Annotated in this window: 14 protein-coding genes; 6 read left to right on the top strand and 8 right to left on the bottom strand. The window is 70.9% G+C overall.

What is annotated here, in order from left to right:
• Nucleotides 1-25 precede the first annotated feature (25 nt).
• Entirely contained in the window at nt 26-658 is a 633-nt protein-coding gene (locus ON31_RS10575; RefSeq protein WP_039812179.1) for an LppU/SCO3897 family protein, read from the bottom strand.
• A gap of 70 nt (nt 659-728) precedes the next feature.
• Nucleotides 729-1,532: a transglutaminase-like domain-containing protein gene (locus ON31_RS10570; RefSeq protein WP_039812176.1), complete on the bottom strand. Its 804-nt coding sequence runs from the start codon at nt 1,530-1,532 to the stop codon at nt 729-731.
• Between the two features lie 140 nt (nt 1,533-1,672).
• On the opposite strand from ON31_RS10570, the gene ON31_RS10565 reads away from it, so the two are divergent.
• On the top strand, nt 1,673-2,806 hold the full coding sequence (locus tag ON31_RS10565) for a glycosyltransferase (protein WP_039812173.1): 1,134 nt from the start codon (nt 1,673-1,675) through the stop codon (nt 2,804-2,806).
• Here ON31_RS10565 and ON31_RS10560 read toward each other — a convergent pair.
• A complete protein-coding gene (locus ON31_RS10560; RefSeq protein WP_039812170.1) occupies nt 2,803-4,347 on the bottom strand; it encodes an amidohydrolase in 1,545 nt (514 codons plus the stop codon). The two genes, ON31_RS10565 and ON31_RS10560, sit on opposite strands and share 4 nt — an antisense overlap.
• Before the next feature lie 347 nt (nt 4,348-4,694).
• Here ON31_RS10560 and ON31_RS10555 point away from each other — a divergent pair, with 347 nt between their 5' ends.
• On the top strand, nt 4,695-5,675 hold the full coding sequence (locus ON31_RS10555) for a terpene synthase family protein (protein WP_051037069.1): 981 nt from the start codon (nt 4,695-4,697) through the stop codon (nt 5,673-5,675).
• Nucleotides 5,676-5,827: 152 nt separating this feature from the next.
• On the top strand, nt 5,828-6,994 hold the full coding sequence (locus ON31_RS10550) for a polyprenyl synthetase family protein (RefSeq protein WP_081592352.1): 1,167 nt from the start codon (nt 5,828-5,830) through the stop codon (nt 6,992-6,994).
• 19 nt (nt 6,995-7,013) lie between these two features.
• Here ON31_RS10550 and ON31_RS10545 read toward each other — a convergent pair whose 3' ends face one another.
• Both ON31_RS10545 and ON31_RS10540 read right to left on the bottom strand, forming a co-directional pair.
• Nucleotides 7,014-7,289 (bottom strand): DUF3558 domain-containing protein, encoded by a 276-nt coding sequence (locus tag ON31_RS10545; protein ID WP_039812167.1) that lies wholly within the window; start codon nt 7,287-7,289, stop codon nt 7,014-7,016.
• Between the two features lie 380 nt (nt 7,290-7,669).
• Nucleotides 7,670-8,107 carry a MarR family winged helix-turn-helix transcriptional regulator gene (locus tag ON31_RS10540; RefSeq protein ID WP_039812165.1) on the bottom strand — a complete coding sequence of 146 codons (438 nt, stop codon included), beginning with the start codon at nt 8,105-8,107 and terminating at the stop codon, nt 7,670-7,672.
• Nucleotides 8,108-8,158: 51 nt separating this feature from the next.
• On the opposite strand from ON31_RS10540, the gene ON31_RS10535 reads away from it, so the two are divergent.
• Complete coding sequence (locus tag ON31_RS10535) at nt 8,159-8,773, top strand: TIGR03086 family metal-binding protein (protein ID WP_039812162.1); 615 nt, start codon at nt 8,159-8,161, stop codon at nt 8,771-8,773.
• 181 nt (nt 8,774-8,954) lie between these two features.
• Nucleotides 8,955-9,899 carry an EamA family transporter gene (locus ON31_RS10530; RefSeq protein WP_039812159.1) on the top strand — a complete coding sequence of 315 codons (945 nt, stop codon included), beginning with the start codon at nt 8,955-8,957 and terminating at the stop codon, nt 9,897-9,899.
• 7 nt (nt 9,900-9,906) lie between these two features.
• Here ON31_RS10530 and ON31_RS10525 read toward each other — a convergent pair whose 3' ends face one another.
• The 3 genes from ON31_RS10525 to ON31_RS10515 form a co-directional block, all read right to left on the bottom strand.
• Nucleotides 9,907-10,896: a TAXI family TRAP transporter solute-binding subunit gene (locus tag ON31_RS10525; RefSeq protein WP_039812157.1), complete on the bottom strand. Its 990-nt coding sequence runs from the start codon at nt 10,894-10,896 to the stop codon at nt 9,907-9,909.
• On the bottom strand, nt 10,893-13,016 hold the full coding sequence (locus tag ON31_RS10520; protein WP_051037068.1) for a TRAP transporter permease: 2,124 nt from the start codon (nt 13,014-13,016) through the stop codon (nt 10,893-10,895). Before ON31_RS10520 ends, ON31_RS10525 begins: the two co-directional genes overlap by 4 nt.
• Nucleotides 13,017-13,123: 107 nt before the next feature.
• Nucleotides 13,124-13,876 (bottom strand): phosphatase PAP2 family protein, encoded by a 753-nt coding sequence (locus ON31_RS10515; protein ID WP_157533639.1) that lies wholly within the window; start codon nt 13,874-13,876, stop codon nt 13,124-13,126.
• Between the two features lie 150 nt (nt 13,877-14,026).
• Between ON31_RS10515 and ON31_RS10510 the strand changes: the two genes are divergently transcribed.
• Nucleotides 14,027-15,340, top strand: coding sequence for a DUF2254 domain-containing protein (locus ON31_RS10510; RefSeq protein ID WP_157533637.1), 1,314 nt, complete (start codon nt 14,027-14,029; stop codon nt 15,338-15,340).
• Nucleotides 15,341-15,429 lie beyond the last annotated feature (89 nt).

The following is a 15,429-nucleotide window of genomic DNA, read 5'->3' as shown; positions in this document are numbered from 1 at the left end:
CACCGGACCGCGCGGATCGAACCGCTTACCGACCAGGGTCGTCGCCTCCGCGGAAGCAGACCGTCAGCATCCTTTTATCCCAGGTGATCGCCACCGCGCCGTTCTGGTCGGTCGGGCACCGCGTTCCGTCGAGGCTGTTCTCGAAGACCGCCGTCACCTGCACCACATGCGGTCCCGGCGTGGCGCAGTCCACCTTGACCGGATCGTTCATATCCGTGGTCTCGTAACACATTCCGGCACGCCAGTCGTAGGCAAGGCACAGGTGGTAGTTGTAGTTCCCGGCGCGGTCGCGGCTGCTGGCCTCGACCTTGTACAGCGGACCGGTGCACGGCTCCGGCCCGGTCTGCAACACCCGGTAATTCGCGGCCAGCGAGGTGCACTCCGCGGGTTCCGGCGGATCGGTCTCGTCCGGCGGCAGCGCGACGCAGTCCCCGGGCCGCAGCAGGGTGAGCGGATCGGGTTCGATCACGGTGGTGGTGCCCGGTGTGGTCGGCACCGGCGCGGTCGCCGGGACCAGCCCCGGAGCGGCAGGGAGCGCCGTTCCCGCGATCGTCGCACCGGGCAGCGACCGGCCCACCAGCGCGGCCGTCACCGCGATCACCACCAGCGCCACCACCGCCAGCGCGGTCCACAGTCGCCGTGCGTTCTTCGCATCCATCCGTCGCATCCCATCCAGCCCGCCGCACCCCGGATGACGCCAGAACCAGCCCCCCGGTGTCCCCAAGCTATCAGCCGAGGACGACAGTCCGACCACGGTCGTCCCACGGCAGCGCACCGTCCACGCTCGCGTCCACCCGCAGCCCGTCGACGGTGATATCACCGCCGTGATTGTCCAGAAAGGCGATATCGGAGGCATCGCGCCCGGTGGCGATGCGGACCATGGTCGAGCGCGGGGCCAGCCCGGTCGGATCCAGGGCCAGCCACCGACCGTCCACGTACGCCTCGGCGATGGAGTGGAAGTCCATCGGCACACAGCCCGGCGCGTACACCGCCGCGACCCGGGCGGGTACACCCACCGCCCGCAGCAGCGCCACCACCAGATGGGAGAAGTCGCGGCACACCCCGGCCCCGCCCAACAGCGTCTCCACCGCGCCGTCGCTGGGGCCGCTGCTGCCGGTGACATAGCGAATGCGGGTGCCGACCCACTCCGCCACCCGGTCCGCGGTTCCGGAATCGCCTATGCCCAACCCGAATTCGGCCGCCGCGAAGCCGAGCAGCCTATCGGATTCGGCGAACCGGCTGGGCCGCAGGTACAGCGCGAGGTCGTAGTCGGTGATCGGCTCCGGTGTCGCCGTCCCGCTCACCACGGCGCGATAGCGCACCCGCAGCTCGCCGGCGCGGGCGCCCAGCACGTGGATGCGGGTGCCGTGCGATCCGGAGATCTCGCGGGCCAGCACGCCGCGTCCGTCCAGTTCGAACCGCAACGTCTCGGCGAGTTCGATACCGGGCCGCCGGGCGACGGCGATCTGGAATTCCAGGGCGGTGTCCGCGTGCACGCGGACGTCGATATGGGCGGAAACCACGCGCCTCACCCCGCTATCGTCGCATGCCGCCCGGCGCCGTCGCCGCCGGTTCGGCCGCCCCTCGGGGTCGAACGGTATTCCGCTGCTGTTCACGTCCCGTTGGGCGCGGGGGTGCCATCGGGAACACCGCGCCCTGCACGATCGGCGGCGTGCGCATTGTGCAGCTGGCGAACTTCTACGGTCCGCGCTCCGGTGGCCTGCGGACCGCGCTGCACCATCTGGGAGACGGCTACGCGGCGGCGGGACACGAGGTCGTTCTCATCGTGCCGGGGCCGCGCCGCGCCGAGGAGGTGCTGCCGTCGGGGACGCTGCGGATCACCGTGCCCGCCGCGCGGATTCCGTTCACCGGCGGCTATCGGGCCGCCGATCCGCGCCGCGTCGCCGATGTGCTGGCGGGTGTGCGTCCCGACGCGCTGGAGGTGTCCGATCGGCTGACCCTGCGCGGTTTCGGGCGCTGGGCTCGCTCCCGCGACGTGGCCTCGGTCATGATCTCGCACGAGCGCCTGGACCGGCTGCTGGGACAGGTGCTGCCCGGTCCGGCGGCCCGGCGCGCCGCCGATATCGCCAATCGGCACACCGCCCGGAATTACGACATGGTGGTCTGCACGACCGCGTTCGCCCGCGCCGAGTTCGAGCGCATCGACGCGCCCAATGTCGAGATGGTGCCGCTCGGAGTGGATCTCGACCTGTTCAGCCCCCGCCGACACGACCGGCGGCTGCGCACCGATCTGGCTGCCGACCATCTGCCGCTGCTCGTGCACTGCGGCAGGTTGTCGGTGGAGAAACGGGTGGACCGCAGTATCGAGGCGGTCGGCGCGCTGCGCCGCGAGGGTGTGGACGCCCGGCTGATCGTGGCCGGGGACGGCCCGCGCCGCGACGCCCTGCAACGGCGCGCCCGCGGCATTCCCGCGCTGGCGGACGGCCGTCCCGCGGTGCACTTCGCCGGATTCATCGACGACCGTGAGGCTTTGGCGACGCTGCTGGCCACCGCCGACGTCTCGCTGGCCCCCGGTCCGCACGAAACCTTCGGACTGGCTGCCCTGGAGGCGCTCGCCGCCGGTACGCCGGTGGTGGCGAGCCGGTCCTCGGCGCTGGCCGATATCGTGACCGCCGACTGCGGCGCGGTCGCCGCCGACCATCCGGACGCCTTCGCGCGCGCCGTGACCGATGTGCTGGCCCGACCACCGGCCCTGCGCCGCGATGCCGCGCGCACCCGGGCCGAGCAGTTCACCTGGCCCGCGGCGGTTTCCGACATGCTGGAGCTGCTGCGCGGGGTGCGCTAGTACCGCCGATGGGTGGCCACACCCGCCAGATAGGTCGTCCGCACCCCGATATCGGGCAGTTCGTCCGGCGGCACCGTGTACGGATCCACGTCCAGCACGACGAGGTCGGCGTACTTGCCGGGGGTGATCGAGCCGGTGATGTCGTCGGCGAACAGCTGATACGCGGCATCCAGGGTTTGGGCGCGAATGGCCTGCTCCAGATTGACGCCCTCGTCCGGGCCGAGCACGCGGCCCCGGCGGGAGACGCGGGTGATGGCGCACGCCATATTGTGCAGCGGCGCTTCGGGAGTGACCGGGCAGTCGTTGTGGAAGGAGATCCGCACATCCGCCTCGATGGCGGATCTGGCGCGCACCCAATGCGATTCGGGCTCCCACGCGGCACCGTCCGCGTTGCCGTCGGTCGCGGTGTCGCCCCAGTAGTAGAGGTGGTCCATGAACAGCGAGCAGGTGACGCCGAGCTGGTTGGCGCGCCGGAACTGCTCGGGCGTCATGGCCCCGCAGTGTTCCAGCCGCAGCCGGTGGTCCGATCGCGGATACGCCCGCAGCGCCTGCTCGTACGCGTCGAGCACCAGGGTCGCCTCGTCACCGTCCTGGGCACGGCAGGCCAGCTGCCAGCCGTCCGGGTGGTAGGCGCGCACCAGCTCGCCTAGTCGGTCGGCGGTGTGCCGCGCGGTGTCGGGTGCCCGCAGCAGTTTGATGCCGATCTGGCGGAACATGTCGTCGCCGTTGTCGCGCGGGCAGATGGTGCCCATGGCGGGTGAGGCGGTTTCGTAGGCGCGCGTGCGCACCTTGGCGAGTCCGCGCTGATACAGCCGCGCGGTGCGGACGCGGATCTCGTCGGTGAAACCCATATCGCCGCACAGCGTCACGCCGCGGGCGGCGAAATGCTCGTGCTCGCGCGCCAGCAGTCCGATCGCCGGATCCGGATGGTCGGCGACGATGCGATCGGTCACCGCCGCGATGGCGGGCTCCTCGTACGCCTTACCGGTGAGCATGCCGTACCGGTCACGTTCGAAATGTCCGCCGAACGGATCGGCCGTATCCTCGCTCAGCCCCGCCAACCGCAGCGCCGCGCTGTTGGCCCAGGCGATCCGGCCAGCGTTCTGCCTGATGACGATCGGCCGGTCGGGTGCGAGTTCGTCGAGCCATTCCCGGGTGGGCTCCGGAAAGCCCGGCTGGAGTTCGGGATCGAGTCCGTGGAACAGCAGCGCGCGTCCGGGCCGCGCCGCGCGCACCGCCTCGTCCACGACGGTGCGCACCTGCGCGGCGGTGGTGCAGGCCGTCGGCCGGATATCGATGACGGATTCGCTGAACAGGATCTGGTCCCGCGTCGGATGGGTGTGCGGCTCAACGAATCCCGGCAGCAGACAGCGGTCCTCGAGTTCGATCACATCGGTGCCGGGACCGCGCAGGGACAGCACCTCCCGACCGCCGACGGCGAGTATGCGCCCGTCGCAGACCGCGACGGCGGTCGCACCCTCGGTCTCCGGATCGACGGTGATGATCGAAGCACCGGTGAAGATGAGATCGGCCGTGTCCATCGGGACGCTCCTCGTGCGCACTCGATCCGCGCCGCCTCATTGCTGCGCGGTAGCTGGCCATCCAAGGATGCGCCGACACGGTGACATTCGCGGTGGAATCGCCGATAAACCGGTGGAGGCCGCAGTCTTTCGTCCGGTTCGCCGGTATGTCGCTCGGCGGTGAGACGGCTCCTCGGCGCCATCGTCCCTTCTGGGTGGTTCGTCACGCTCGCAACGATTTCGATACGATTTCCACACGAGAAGGGCCGTCTCGCCGCCCGACCGTCACCCGACAGTGGCCGCGCCGTGCCCGAATCGTCTGTATTGTCGAATTCACGGTAAAAACGGTTCGGGGATAGGCAGTTTCGATGAATGAACCCGAATTCTTCATGCCTTTCGCCTCGGCGGGACACAACCCCGCCGAGGCCGAGGCGGAGAAGGCGATGTGGCAGTGGCTCGAGCACTACGACCTGGTGCCGACCGAGCCGACGCGGCGGCGGATGGAACGCACCCGCCCCGCCCGAATGTACGCACTCTGGTGCCCGAAGGCCGGACCGGAAGACCTGGCACTACTCAGCCAGTACACCGCCTGGGCTTTCATCGTGGACGACCAGTTCGATATCGAAATCCCGGACCCCGGGCGAACTTTGCACACCATCACCGCCCTGAACGCGGTCTACGACGGTGACGACCCGCCCTCGGGCGTGCTGGCCGTCGCGTTCGCGGAGCTGTGGCGGCGGCTGTGCGCGGGACGCTCCACCGCGTGGCGGGAGGCGGTGCGCGCGGAGATCCGCGCCTGGCTGTGGACCTACTACACCGAGAGCATCGGCCGCCGCACCGGCCACCTGCCCGAGATGGACACTTATCGGGCGCATCGGCGAGATTCGGTGGCGCTGTTCGTGTTCCTGGATATCAGCGAGATCGCCGAGCGGGTCGACCTGTGCGCGGCCGCCCGCCAACTGCCCGCCATGCGGCTGCTGCGCGAAGCAGCGGTCGAACACATGGGACTGCTCAACGATGTGCTGTCGGTCGACTCCGACGAGGCGTCGAGCTATCTCTACAACTCGGTGCTGTTGGCCGAACATCACTACGGGCATACGCGATCTCAGGCGCTCACGCTGGTGAACAGCATGCTCACCCAGCTCATCGACCGCATGACCACCGCCATCGAACGGCTACCGACCGAACTCGACGCGGCCGGCATCACCGGGCGAGATCGCGCCGACACGCTGGCCACCGCGCAGAACTACACGGTGTACGTGCGAGCCAATCTCGACTATCACTACCAGGCGGCGCGCTACACCAGCGCTCCGGCGGAGGCTCTCGAACACGGATCGCCGCTCGGCTGAGCCGCGGTATCCGGGTGGGAGTTGCCGAACTGAAACCTGGTGACGTACCGCGCCACCGGGCTCCGATGGGACGATGGGCTTCTTCTACGCATGGCCGCCGAGTGCAGCCGAATGCGCCCGAGGAGGCCGTGTCCGAGCGAGTGGGACCGATTATGCGAGCCTCGAATTCGATCAAACATCTGGTGGGACAGCGTCTGCAGGGCACCCGCGGAGCGGCCCCCGCCCGCGCGGCGGTCACCGCGCCCGATACCGATCACCCACGCCCGGTGGAGATCTCGCCACACGGGCCGAGTGTGCGCGAACCGGCAAGCGGTGAGCGAGCGGCCCGCAGACAGCTGGCCGACGCCCGCCACGCCATCGAACCGGTGCTGCGTGCCGCCGTGGCATCGCTGACCGATCCGCTGGATCGCATGGCGGGCTATCACTTCGGCTGGTGCGACACCACCGGCGCGCCCGCCCCGGGCGTCCAGGGCAAGGCATTTCGCCCCGCCCTGACCTTCGCGGCCGCCGCGGCCTGCGGCGGCCGCGTCGAGGACGCCGTCCACGCCGCCGCGGCCGTCGAACTGCTGCACAACTTCTCGCTGGTCCACGACGATGTGATGGACGCCGACGACACCCGCCACGGTCGCCCGACCGTCTGGCGCGTCTGGGGCGAGACCAATGCCACCCTGCTCGGCGACGCCCTGCAGGCCCTGGCCCTCGGGGTCCTCTCCGACGGGGTGCCCGAGGCGGTGACCGCCGAGGCCGTCATCCGCCTGGCGCGCACCACCGTCGCCCTCTGTCAGGGCCAGTACGAGGATTGCGCCTTCGAATCCCGCTCCAGCGTGAGCGTCACCGAGTACCTCGCCATGGCGGCGGGCAAAACCGGTGCGCTGCTGGGCTGTTCCTGCGCCCTGGGCGCGCTCTGCGCCGGCGCCGACCATCGCACGGTCTCCGCCATGCACACCTTCGGACGGGAACTGGGCCTGGTCTTCCAACTGGTCGACGACGCCATGGACATCTGGGGCGACCCCGCCATCACCGGCAAGCCCGCGCACAGCGACCTGCTGCACCGAAAACAGTCCTACCCCGTGGTCTGCGCCCTCAGCTCCGACACCTCCCCCGGCCGCGAGCTCGCGCGCCTGTACCGCAGCCCGCATCCGATGACCGCCGAGAAGGCCGCGCGTGCGGCCGAACTCGTCGAGGCGGCGGGCGGACGGCAACGCACCCTGCACCGCGCGGCCACGGCCATGCGCTCCGCACTCGCGGCGCTGCCCCCGGGGCTGGCCACCGGGGACCTCACCGCCCTGGCCCAACTCGTCGCCCACCGCAATCGCTGACCGGCAGCCGCGGTGCCGCTCACCGCACCCGCCGCGCGATGAGCGTGGCGATCTCGAGGGCGGCACCGCACACATCCCAGGCCACCGCCGCCTCCCGGGGCGCGTACTCGAGGTGGATGGTCCCGCCGGACGGCACCGCGACCCAGATCCGGCAGTTGCGGTAGCCGCCGTAGTTGCGCTCGTCCACCAGGAAGGCCGACCTGCCCTCGACACGCAGGGTGCGGAATGCCTCGTGGCCGCGGTGCGCCTGTTCGAGTTTGGGGTAGCTGTACCAGGGTTCGGGAACGAAATACATGTCGACCGGCGCCGGCGCGGTGCCGAGGGTGCGCCAGCGGCAGAACGCGTCGAATTCCCCGGCTGCTCCGGACTGCCGAATCCGAAGCGGGCCAGATCCTCCCGCCCGAGCACGACGCACTGGTGGTGGACGAGTTCGGCCGCCGTCCACGGGGGCGACGGCCGTGGTTTCTTCTCCGGTCCCGGAATGCTGGGCGTGGGGTTCGCGGGCTCGGGGTGTCCCTCGACCGTACACCCGGTCGCCAGCACACCCGCGAGTGTCGCCGCCGCCATGGCCGCCCGCACTCCGCCGCGCATGTTCCCAGGCATGGTCACCCTTCCCGGCTTCCATGACAGCAGACCGCACCCGCCTCGCGCATCCCCCGGACCGATCGCCCGCCCTCAGTCCGGCTGGTCGCGCACCGCGTCGCTGAGGCGCTGGAGCGCGCGCAGGAACGCCGTGCGGTCGGCCGGTGTCAGTTGGGACAGCAAGCGCTCTTCCCGCTCCTGGATCTCCCGCTGGGCGCGATCGCGGATGGCGCGTCCCTCCGGGGTCAGGGACAGCAGCCGGGCGCGGCGGTCGGCCGGGTCGGGGGTGCGGGTGATGAGGCCGCGCCGCTGGAGGTCGTCGAGCACGGCGATGATGCGGGTCTTGTCGGCGTTGATCCGTTTGGCCAGGGCGGCCTGGGTGTACACGGGGTCCTCACCGAGGCCGAGCAGGACGGAGTAGCCCCACATGCTCAGGCCGTTGCGCTCGAGGATGGGCAACTCCGCCTGTACGAGGGCGCGACCGAGGGGCGCCAGCATGGCGGCGAGATCGGGGCGCTTCACTTCCGGCATGAGAAGAAAATACCGCTCGACAGATAGTAAGCATGAGCATACGATAGGTGCATGCCTACTTTCGATGCACTGACCACCCCCACCGATCTCGTCGCCTTGAATGCCCGCGCCGTCCGGGCCAGCAGCGCGGCCGTATCGCACTGCGCCCCGGCGGATCTGAGCAAACCGACCCCCTGCGCGGACTGGACCCTGCGCGACCTGCTCGTCCATATGATCGCCCAGCACCGCGGTTTCGCCGCCGCCGCCCGCGGCGACGACAATCCGAACCGCTGGCGCCCGCACCCGCTCGGCCCCGACCCGGTCGCCGACTACCGGGCCGCCGCCGATGACGTCCTGGACGCCTTCGCGGCCGACGACATCCTGGAGCGCGCCTTCCCGCTGCCCGAATTCACCACCGAATTCCGCTTCCCGGGCACCCAGGCCCTCACCTTCCATTTCATCGACTACGTGGTGCACACCTGGGACGTCGACCGAACCCTGGGCCGGACAACGACTTTCGACGACGACCTGCTCGCCGCCGCACTGCCGATCGCCGAATTCGTCCCCGACGACGCCTCCCGCACCGCCCCCGGCGCCGCCTTCGCACCCCGGCGCCCCTGGACGGGCGAGGCCCCCCTCGACCGCATCGTCGCCCTCCTCGGCCGCTCCCCCCGCTGGCCCGCGTAGCCCCACCCGGCCGCTATGATCGGCGTCATGGGCACATACTGGCGCACCGTCACCCCGCCCCCGGTCGCGTGACCGGGCGCACCTGACGGCCTCCTCTCCGTAGTACCGCTGTGTGCGGCGGTATTGTCGTGCGCCCGTTCGGAATCCAGCTCCTATCGGAATTCGACGGAAGTTCACGACTGTGCCGAATCATTCCGCCGTTACGGCCGCGCGCCGTACGGCTGTTCAACCACGTTCATCCCGGGTCGGCGGATCGCTGGCCATCCTGACCGCGGCGACGCTGTGGGGGACCACGGGAACCGTTGCCACCCAGGCGCCTTCGGGCACTCCGGCAGCCGCGACCGGATCGGCCGGACTGCTGCTGGGCGGCCTGCTGCTCTACGTCACCGCGCGCGGAGTTCCGGCGCGCACCCGCCGCGAGCGGTGGCAGCTCGCCCTGGGGGCGGTGGCGGTGGCCGGATATCCGCTGACCTTCTATCCGGCCGTGCAGCGCACCGGCGTCGCCGTGGCCACGGTGATCGCCCTGGGCTGTGCTCCCGTCTTCGCGGGGGTGCTGGGCTGGGCCACCACCCGGACCCGCCCCGATACACGCTGGATGCTGGCGACACCGGCGGCGGTGACGGGATGCACTGTGCTCGTTCTGGGTTCGACTACCGGGGGCGGTGTGGTCGATCCGCTCGGCGTGCTGCTGGCGGCGGGCGGCGGACTCGCCTACGCCTGCTACGCCCTGATCGGCGGGCGGCTCATCGCCGCCGGGCGCCCCGCCGGTGCGGTCATGGGGGCGATGTTCGGCGGCGGGGCGCTGCTGGTACTGCCGGTGGTGCTGGCCACCGGCCCGTCCTGGCTGCTCGCGCCGCGCGGTACGGCGGTCGCGATATATCTGGCGCTGTGCACCACCGTCCTGGCCTACCGGCTGTTCGCGTACGGGTTGCGCCACACCACATCTCAGGCCGCCACCACGCTGACCCTGGTCGAGCCGGCGGTGGCCGCCCTGCTGGGCGTCGTGGTGCTGCACGAACGGCTGAGCGTGCTGTCCCGATGCGGGATGGCCGTCCTCGTCCTCGCACTCGTCATCCTGGCCGCGCCCACCCGCGGGTCGAATCGGGCGGTGACGCGGCGAAGGTAGTGAACGCCTACCGCAGCGCCTGTTCCGCGCCCCGGTGCAGCGGCACCGGGGCGGTCTCGGCCGCGACCGCGCGGTCGATCCCCTCGGCGGCCGGATTCACCTGCTCCAGTCGGGATTTGCGGTCGAAAAGCACCGTGGTCAGCACGCAGGCCAGATCGGCGTCGATATCGTCGCGCACCAGCAGCAGGTTGGGCACCACGATGGTCTCGACATCGGCGGGCAGCCCGTAGGCGGCGGCGGGAATGACGCCCTGCTCGTACACCGGGTTCAGCGCGCGCATCTCGTCGAGCAGTTCGGTGATGTCGAGGAAGCGCACCTCGTCGCGGGCGGTGGTGAACAGGTCGGTGATCCCCGGGGTGGGCAGTCCGCCGGACCAGAACATGGCGTCGATGGAGCCGTCCTTCATCCCGTCCACGGTCTTGGTCAGATCGAGCCGCTGCGCGGCGACGTCGGCGTCCGGGTCGAGTCCGGCCGCGGTGAGCAGCCGCCGCGCGATCACCTCGGTCCCCGATTTCGGCGACCCCGTGGAAACCCGCTTGCCCCGCAGATCGGCCACCGAACCGATATTCGCGTCGGCCCGCACGATCACCTGCGTGTAGTTGGGGTAGATCCGCGACAGCGCCCGCACCGGCTGCTCCCCCTCGAAGCTGCCTGTCCCGCGCACGGCGTCGGCGGCGGTGTCGGCGAGCGAGAAAGCGACCTGGTAGGTGCCCGTCACCAGCTGCTGGATGTTCTGCACCGAGGCGCCGGTCTCGGCGGCGGTGGCCTTGACCGTGCCGTCGGTGGCGTCGGCGATCTGTTCCGCGTAGGCGTTGCCGAGGGCGAAGTAGACGCCGGTGGCATTGCCGGTGGCGATGCCGATGCGGGTGTCCCGGTTCACCTCGCAGGTGATCTCGCCGCCGGTATCGGCCTGCGGACTGTCCTGTCGCCCACCGCATCCGGTCAGCAGGGCGGCCGACACCGCGGCCACCGCGGCGATCGTCACGACTGTTCTCATGGTGTGCCTCCTGTCGGATCGGCGACGCGCGCCGGGGGAATGTCGTTGGCGGACGGTGGATCCCGGCGCAGCACCCGGGTGAGCAGCGCCGCCGCGGCGAGCAGGGCCGCGCCGATGGCCAGGGTGATCGGGCGCGGGTACAGCAGAATCAATCCGGCCAGCCCGGCCAGGACCCGTGCCGTCCACCCGGCCTCGCCGACGCCGAGCACCCAGCCGCCGGTGGCCATGGCGAGGGCGGCCACCCCCAGCGCCACCATCAGACCGGTGGCCGCGATCTCCAGGAGCGGTCCGCGCCCGAGCAGCCGCTCCCCCGTACCGGTGAGCACGAAGACCATCGGCACCAGGAACGCGGGCAGGGCGTAGCGCAGTGTCTGCCACATGGTCGGGATCGGTTTGGCCCCGGTCACCGCCGCCGCGCCGACCGCGGCCAGGGCGGTCGGCGGCGTCACCTCCGACAGCACCGAGTAGTAGAAGACGAACATGGCGGTGGCGGGGCCGGAGACGCCCAGGGACAGCAGGGCGGGCGCGATGATCACCCAGCCGATGACGAAGGAGGCCGTCACCGGAATGGCCAACCCCAGTAGCGCCAGCGCCACGGCGGCCAGCACGACGGTGCAGGCCAGCACCACGGTCGCGTTGTCGGAGATCGCCTCCGCCGTCCGTACCAGGACGCCGGCCAGCTGTGCGCCGAGACCGGTCTTGGTGGTCATGGCGGTGATGATGCCGGCGGCGGCGCACACCGCCACCACGGGCAGGGCGGCGCGGATACCGCCGGACAGGGCGGTGAAGCATCCGACGGCGAATTCGCGCAGCATGTCTCGCCGCGTGGCCGCCGTAGGCCACTGCCGCACCGCGCGGTCGACGACGGCGAGCAGGAAGGCGAGCGCGGTGGCGTACACCACCGCCTTGGTCGCCGTGAACCCCAGCAGCATCAGCACCACGATGGCGAGGAGCGACAGGAAGTGATAGCCGAAGCGCGCCAGCAGTTTCCACGCCGACGGCCCGGCGTCGACGGTCGGTGCGCCGTCGTCGGAACCCCGGCGGTGGAACCGGCGCGCGTCGATTTCGACCGCCAGCAGAATGCCCAGATAGTAGAGCAGGGTCGGGATCGTCGCCCACAGCAGCACGGTGAGGTACGAGACCTCCAGATATTCGGCCACGATGAAGGCCGCGACCCCCAGCGTGGGCGGGGAGAGAATCGCGCCCACACCGGCCGCGGCCAGCATGCCGCCCGCCTGTTCGGGCCGGTAGCCCGCCTTGCGGAGAATCGGCCAGGTGACCGCACCATTGGTCACCGCGGTCGCGGTCCCCGATCCCGAGACCGTGCCCAGCAGGAATCCGGAGGTCACCGCGGTACGGCCCGCCGCCGTCCGGGACCGCCGGAACGCCGCCACCGACAGCTCCACGAAAAAGCGTGCCGCACCGGAGAATTCGAGCACCGCACCGTAGATGGTGAACAGCGCGATATAGCTGGCCGCCACATCCAGCGGGGTGCCGTAGAACCCGCTGCCGGAGTTGTAGAGCGCGTCCACGATCTGGTCGAAGTCGAGTCCGGCGTGCGCCACCGACCAATGTTGCGGCAGCAACCCGCCGTAGTAGCCGTAGGCCAGGAACAGCGCGCACACCAGCGGCAGCACCCAGCCCGTGGTGCGGCGGCACGCCTCCGCCACGAGCAACAGCACCAACGCACCCATGGCGATATCGACGGGATCGAGCAGCCCCTGCCGGTCGAGGAAGGCGTCGTAGCCCCCGCCGCCGGATCCGATGGTCAGCGGCAGCACCGGATACAGGCACACCAGCAGCGCCAGCACGGCCAGCAGCCAATCCCAGGGCGCGGGCCCGTCCGCCCGATCGACCCATCCGGTACCCCCGTCCAGGTACCGCCACCCGGAGCGATAGCTCAGGAAGACCAGCGGCAGGGTGACCGCGAGAAAGACCACCAGGTAGAACTGGCTGCCCTGCGGCAGCGGCCGAAACACCTGCCACAGCACCAGAATCGCGATGGCGAACCCGCTGAGCGCCACGAGGCGCTCCGGCCACCCGGACAGGGTCCGCGCGGGCCGCTCCTCATCGTCGACACCCAATTCGGCCGGCGTCGCAAGATCTTTCGTGGCCGACATGGCGAGAAGATATCAGCGCGACCATGCCGCGCGGCCGGTTTCGGACAGGGCGGACGGCACACGATCCGTCCGACGACCCCGGAACCGGGCACTACCGGGCCGCTGCCTCACGGCGGGTCGCCGCCGGCGTACTGCCCCGGTCGCGCCGAGTCGCCGCCGACCGAGCCGCGACCGACCAGACGGCGACCGGCGCAGCCGGTGCAGCAGCAGGTGAGCCAGAACGCGCCGAGGATCCAGCCCGCGACCACGTCGGTGGGCCAGTGCACGCCGAGGTAGACCCGGGACAGGCCGATGGCCGGCACCAGCGCCACCGCCAGCGCGGGCAGTGCCAGGCGTGCCCACCCGCGCACGTGCGGCAGCAGGGCCACGACCACCACGCCGATCACGACGAACGAGCCCAGGCTGTGGCCCGAGGGATACGACAGGCTGCTCTCGGTGGCCAGCCGCCCGTTCAGCGGCGGGCGCTCCCGGCCGACGAGCCGTTTGCCGACCGCCACCAGCACCGCGGCGCCCAGGGCGGCGACGCCGACCAGTACCGCGGACTCCCACCACCGCCGCCAGGCGAATCCCACGCACACGGCCGTCGCCAGCAGTGCCATGGTGAGGGTGTCGCCGCAGGTCGTGATCACCCGGGCAGCCAGTGTCATCCCATCGGATCGGAAGTCGACCGCCCAGTCGTGCAGGGCGGTATCGACATCCGTCGGCCCGGCCGCCCGCATCACCACGGCGGTGAGCCCACTGAACACCGCGCCCAACAGCAGCATGACGGCGATACCGAGATAGACGCGGCGCTGGCCGACGGGCCCGGGCCGAGCGGTCGACGGGGCGGACACCTGCTGCGACGGCGATGGGGACGGCACACCATCGACAATGCCACGAATTAGCTGAGAGCGGCTGAGAGGTCCGGGATCCGGTCCGATCGCCGGTAGGGTCGACCGCATCCGAGCAGCACGGTTGTGGAGAGAACGGCGGTGATGCGGGTGCTTTCCTGGTTCAGCGAGGTTCGCTGGGTGTATCGACAGCGACGGGTGTGGTTACTGCCGACCCTCATCGTCGGGGCGGCGGTGCTGCTGTCCTGGCTGGTGCCCTATCTGGACCGGCTACTGGCCGACGCCCTGGCCGAACTGCCCCCGGGGGATTTCGCGTGGAAGTTCGACCCGGCCATCATGGCGACCGTACTCGCGGCGGTGGCGTCGGGCACCATCGCCTTCACCGGCTTCGTGTTCTCGGTCCTGCTGCTGGTCATCCAGTTCGGCACCGGGACCATGTCGGCGCGCTTCGCACCCCGCCTCACCCAGGACTGGGTACTCGGCGCGTCCCTGGGCACCTTCATGGCGACCTTCGTGTACACACTGCTGGTCTCGGTGCGGCTGGCCGCACGCCTGGAGGACTACGAGCCGGTGCTCTCCTCGGTGGTGGCGATCGGGCTCGCCCTGGCCAGTGTGGCGCTGTTCTTCGCGCTGCTCACCCGGGTGGTCAACTTCCTGCGCCTGGTCAAGGCCCTGGACCGGGTGTCCCGCGCCGGAGCCCGGACCGCCGCCGCCGTGCACCCGTATCCGTATGGGAGCGAGCCGGATTCCGACGACGCCGCGGACGGGCCGCCGGATCGGGTGCTCCGGCACACCGGCCGCGCGGGCGTGCTGCTCGGCTTCGACGACGACGATATCGCCGAACTCGCGCGGCGGGCCGACTGCCGGATCGTGGTGGTGCCCGCGGTCGGGGATTTCGTGCTGCCCGGTGCGCCGCTGTTCGACATCCACGGTGCGACCCGGATTTCCGAGCGCAAGCTGCGGCGGCACGTGGTGGTCGGCATCGAACGGGTGGTGGACGCCGACCCGGCCTTCGCGCTGCGGGTCATGGTCGACATCGCGATCAAGGCGCTGTCCCCGGCCGTCAACGATCCGACCACGGCGGTGCAGGCGCTCGACCACATCGGCGCGCTGCTGCTCGACCTGTCCGGGCGCCAACTCGGCGTCACCCGCATCCGCGACCGTGACGGCCGGGTGCGGCTGACCCACCGCACCTCCGAATGGCCGGACTACCTGTCCCTCGCCGTCGACGAGATCCGCTGCTACGGCCGCGATTCCCTCCAGGTGGTGCGTCGCCTGCGCGCCCTGTACACGGATCTGCTGCGCGCCTGCCCACTCGAGCGCACCCCGCCGGTGCTGGAACGCCTGGCCGCCATCGACGCCGACGCCGCGGCCTTCGCCACCGCCCTGGACCGCGCGGTCGCCGCCCAGGCCGACTGGCAGGGCCTCGGCGGTCCCCCGCCCTTCACCACCGCACCGGCCCGCGGGGACTCGGCATCCAGCCCGACGGTGTGAGGCAGCGCGATACGAGTCGGGGCGGTGCGAGCACCGCGACAGTCGGGGAGCAGGCGGACACCTTCTCCGGTCGCACCAGCCCTACCCGC

This window comes from Nocardia otitidiscaviarum NBRC 14405 (assembly GCF_000308635.1).
GTDB lineage: Bacteria > Actinomycetota > Actinomycetes > Mycobacteriales > Mycobacteriaceae > Nocardia > Nocardia otitidiscaviarum.
Note: the sequence above shows the minus strand (reverse complement) of the source record. Positions and strands in the feature narration are given on the sequence as shown.

Excerpts from the sequence above, each read along its gene's own strand:
- ON31_RS10575 (WP_039812179.1), bottom strand. The coding sequence starts at position 658 with ATGGATGCGAAGAACGCACGGCGACTGTGGACCGCGCTGGCGGTGGTG.
- ON31_RS10560 (WP_039812170.1), bottom strand. The coding sequence starts at position 4,347 with ATGGACACGGCCGATCTCATCTTCACCGGTGCTTCGATCATCACCGTC.
- ON31_RS10555 (WP_051037069.1), top strand. The coding sequence starts at position 4,695 with ATGAATGAACCCGAATTCTTCATGCCTTTCGCCTCGGCGGGACACAAC.
- ON31_RS10550 (WP_081592352.1), top strand. The coding sequence starts at position 5,828 with ATGCGAGCCTCGAATTCGATCAAACATCTGGTGGGACAGCGTCTGCAG.
- ON31_RS10545 (WP_039812167.1), bottom strand. The coding sequence starts at position 7,289 with ATGTATTTCGTTCCCGAACCCTGGTACAGCTACCCCAAACTCGAACAG.
- ON31_RS10540 (WP_039812165.1), bottom strand. The coding sequence starts at position 8,107 with ATGCCGGAAGTGAAGCGCCCCGATCTCGCCGCCATGCTGGCGCCCCTC.
- ON31_RS10535 (WP_039812162.1), top strand. The coding sequence starts at position 8,159 with ATGCCTACTTTCGATGCACTGACCACCCCCACCGATCTCGTCGCCTTG.
- ON31_RS10525 (WP_039812157.1), bottom strand. The coding sequence starts at position 10,896 with ATGAGAACAGTCGTGACGATCGCCGCGGTGGCCGCGGTGTCGGCCGCC.
- ON31_RS10520 (WP_051037068.1), bottom strand. The coding sequence starts at position 13,016 with ATGTCGGCCACGAAAGATCTTGCGACGCCGGCCGAATTGGGTGTCGAC.